The sequence below is a fragment of the Massilia sp. P2_C2 genome (genome assembly GCF_056404615.1).
The window spans coordinates 1-3,630 of sequence record NZ_JBFUDR010000449.1; the positions used below are offsets into that span (position 1 = coordinate 1).

Below are 3,630 nucleotides of genomic sequence, written 5' to 3' on the forward strand. Positions count from 1 at the left end.
CCACCCTACCGCGCGACGACCCGATTGCGGCCGCCTTCCTTGGCCTGATACAAGGCCTGATCGGCCTGCGCCACGAGCTGCTGCGCCACGCCCTCGATCGCGTGGTCGCGCTCGAAATCGTCGAGCGTGGACACGCCGATCGACACCGACACCGTCAGCGCCTGTCCGTCCGGCAACACGAATGGCCGCTCCACCACGCTGGCGCGGATGCGCTGCGCGACCATGCTGGCGGCATCCAGGTCCGCATCGATCAGCAGCACGACGAATTCCTCGCCGCCGAAACGGCCCAGCGCGTCCGTCATGCGCAGTTCCGCCTTGATGCGTGCCGCGACCTCGCGCAGCACGTCGTCGCCGGCCAGGTGGCCATATTTGTCGTTGACCTGCTTGAAATAATCGATGTCGATGTACATGCACGACAGCCGGTACGACTGGCGCCGCGCCCGCGCGATCTCTTCGACGAGGCGGCGGTCCATGTAGCGCCGGTTGTAGACGCCCGTGAGCGCATCCGTCAGGCCGATGTACTTCAGCATCTCGTGGCTGATCACGTTTTCCATGCAGATCGCGATGATCGACGCCATGTGCTCGACGAGGTCCGTGCCGAGCAGCGGCGTGAACCGGCTCGGGTCGCGGCTGCCCAGGTTCAGGCTGCCGAGCAGGCGCCGGTTGCGCAGCAGCGGCACCAGCGCCACGCTCGCGAGCCCCGCCGGCGGATGGGGAAAGGCGTGACGCTGCGCGGCCGCGTCGAACGGCAGCAGCCGCGGTTTCGGCGTACGGCCGCCTGCCATGTCGTAACCGAGTGCGTCGGCATTTTCGTGGAACAACAGGTTCGGGAACGCCTCGAAATCCATGCCCAGCTTGTGCATCACGGTATAGATGTCGGCGCCGGTATCGACGATCGACAGCGTGATGGCGTMCAGGTTGGAAATCACGGGCAGCAGGCGGAAGATCGTGCCGATCAGTTCCTGGAAACTGCCCGCGCCGACGATTTCCAGGTCGAACGCCTGGTGGCGCATCATGATGGCGTGATTACTCTCGGCCTGGTGAAGCAGACTGTCCAACTGGCGGCGCAAGGCCTCGTTCTCGGCGATGAGTTCGCGCACACTGGCGCCGCGCTCGTGCATGTGTGTTTCCCCTTCCGCAAGGACTCTAACATTACGCCAACTTGGGCTCGTTGGAAACTTAAATAATGAGTTGAAGCAGCGAATGTTGTCATGACGCCATGTTTCTTGCCTCAAATGAGGTGCTCAGTATCTCCCAGACACGGTCCAGCAGCGGCGGCGCCAGTTGGTGCACGGCGCGCGGCACGACGTCCAGCCGCGCCTCCGCACCCAACGAGGCAAGGCATTCGAACGCCCGTTCGCTGTGCTGCACGGGCATCGTGCGGTCCATGCGGCCGTGCACGAGACTGACGGCCGTCCGCCGCTCCCACGCGTCCGGCAGCGGCGCGAAGCGGCCGGCGATGGCGACGACGTGGCGCGCCAGGTAGCGGTTCTTGCACGCGGCCAGCGCCATGATCGCGCCCTGCGAAAAGCCGGCCAGCACCGTCGCCTCCGGTCCCACGCCGTGCGCGCGTTGCAAGGCCTCGACGGTGGCGACGAACGCCGGCAGCGCCGCGTCGATGCGGCCGGGGCGATTCTCTTCCGTGATGCCATCCACGGAAAACCATTGATGGCCGGCGCCGCCGCGGTCGCACGGCACGGCGGCCGGCGGCGCGGCCACGCGCGCATGCGGGTCGTGCGCCGCGATCAGCGMGGCCAGCGGCGCCATGTCGGCAGGCGTGCCGCCGACGCCGTGCAGCAGGACGATCAGTGAATTCATCGTGGTCGGGGTCTGCGAAAACCGCACAGTCTAGCGCATCCGCCGCATATCGATATGCGCCGACCGACTCAGGCGTTTTTCATATGTGCTAGCGCGAAAGCATTCGTTCCCGCCGGGTGTCCTCGTCGATACCATCCTGCCAATCATGACTTGTCATGACAGGACATACAGACCCATGACGACTACTTTCCGCGCAATCGAACAATCCGCCATCCCGCTGTATTCGCAGGTCCGCGAGCGCCTGCGCGAACGCATCGCCGACGGCACCTACGCCCCGCAGACGCGCCTGCCGTCCGAAAGCGAAATCGGCGCCCTGCTCAAGGTCAGCCGCATCACCGTGCGCCAGGCGCTGGGCGACCTCCAGAAGGAAGGCGTGATCTTCAAGGTGCCCGGCAAGGGGACGTTCGTGGCACGGGCGCGTCCGAGCCAGGAACTGGCACGGCTGGAAGGCTTTGGCGAAGCCATGTCGCGCAAGGGCCACCGCATCGTCAACCGCGTCGTGAAGCACGCACAGGTCGAGGCGTCGCCCTCCGTCGCCGCGCGTCTGCGCCTGGCGCCGGGCGCGCCGGTGACGGAAATCCACCGCGTGCGCTGGCTCGACCGCGCACCGGTGTCGTTCGAGATCACGTATTTACCGCCCGCAATCGGCGAGCGCCTGCGCAGCGAGGACCTGGCCGGGCGCGACATCTTCCTCATCCTCGAAGCCGACTACGGCATCGCACTCGGCCACGCCGACGTCCAGATCGGTGCACAGAATGCAGACGTAAATGCGGCAGACGCCGATCTCGCCGCCGCACTGTGCGTGGAACCGGGCGCCGCCCTGCTGCGCATCGAACGCCTGACGTGGACGGCGGACGGCGTGCCGCTCGACTTCGAATACCTGTACGTCCGCGGCGAAGCGTTCCAGTACGCCCTGCGCCTGCCGCGCCACCCCTGACACTTATTAACCAGGAACCCGATATGGAAACGCATATTCAAACCGTCGACGTGCTCGTGATCGGCGGCGGCACCGCCGGCCCGATGGCCGCGGTGAAGGCCAAGGAAGCCAATCCGCAACTGCGCGTGCTGCTGCTCGAAAAAGCCAACGTCAAGCGCAGCGGCGCCATCTCGATGGGGATGGACGGCTTGAACAACGCCGTCGTGCCGGGCTTCGCGACGCCCGAGCAATACGTCAAGGAGATCACCATCGCCAACGACGGCATCGTCAACCAGGCCACCGTGATGGCGTACGCCCGGAACAGCTACGCGATGATCCAGGAGCTGGACAGCTGGGGCGTGAAATTCGAGAAGGACGAGACGGGCGACTACGCGATGCGCAAGGTCCACCACATGGGCACCTATGTCCTGCCCATGCCCGAGGGTCACGACATCAAGAAGGTGCTGTACCGCCGCCTCAAGCGCGCCCGTGTCGAGATCACCAACCGCCTCGTCGCCACGCGCTTGCTGACCGCGGCAGACGGTTCGATCGCCGGCGCGATGGCCTTCGACTGCCGCACGGGCGACTTCCACGTGATCCGCGCCAAGTCCGTCGTGCTGGCGACGGGCGCCGCCGGCCGCCTCGGCCTGCCCGCCTCCGGCTATCTGTTCGGCACCTACGAAAACCCGACCAACGCGGGCGACGGCTATAGCATGGCCTATCACGCCGGCGCCGAACTGTCCGGCATCGAATGCTTCCAGATCAACCCGCTGATCAAGGATTACAACGGCCCCGCCTGCGCCTACGTGACGGGTCCGTTCGGCGGCCACACGACGAATGCGAAGGGCGAGCGCTTCATCGAGTGCGATTACTGGAGCGGCCAGATGATGCAGGAG

At 66.0% G+C, this 3,630-nt stretch carries 4 protein-coding genes; 2 read left to right on the forward strand and 2 right to left on the reverse strand.

Features of this window, described 5'->3' with window-relative positions:
* Positions 1-5: 5 nt before the first annotated feature.
* Together AC1DYX_RS29115 and AC1DYX_RS29120 are read right to left on the reverse strand one after the other, a co-directional pair.
* Positions 6-1,121, reverse strand: coding sequence for a GGDEF domain-containing protein (locus AC1DYX_RS29115; protein ID WP_477265397.1), 1,116 nt, complete (start codon positions 1,119-1,121; stop codon positions 6-8).
* A gap of 88 nt (positions 1,122-1,209) precedes the next feature.
* Positions 1,210-1,818 carry an alpha/beta hydrolase family protein gene (locus AC1DYX_RS29120; protein ID WP_477265399.1) on the reverse strand — a complete coding sequence of 203 codons (609 nt, stop codon included), beginning with the start codon at positions 1,816-1,818 and terminating at the stop codon, positions 1,210-1,212.
* Between the two features lie 175 nt (positions 1,819-1,993).
* Between AC1DYX_RS29120 and AC1DYX_RS29125 the strand changes: the two genes are divergently transcribed.
* Both AC1DYX_RS29125 and AC1DYX_RS29130 read left to right on the forward strand, forming a co-directional pair.
* Entirely contained in the window at positions 1,994-2,755 is a 762-nt protein-coding gene (locus tag AC1DYX_RS29125; protein WP_477265401.1) for a GntR family transcriptional regulator, read from the forward strand.
* 23 nt (positions 2,756-2,778) lie between these two features.
* Positions 2,779-3,630 (forward strand): FAD-binding protein (locus AC1DYX_RS29130; protein ID WP_477265403.1); only part of this gene is annotated, 852 nt, incomplete at its 3' end.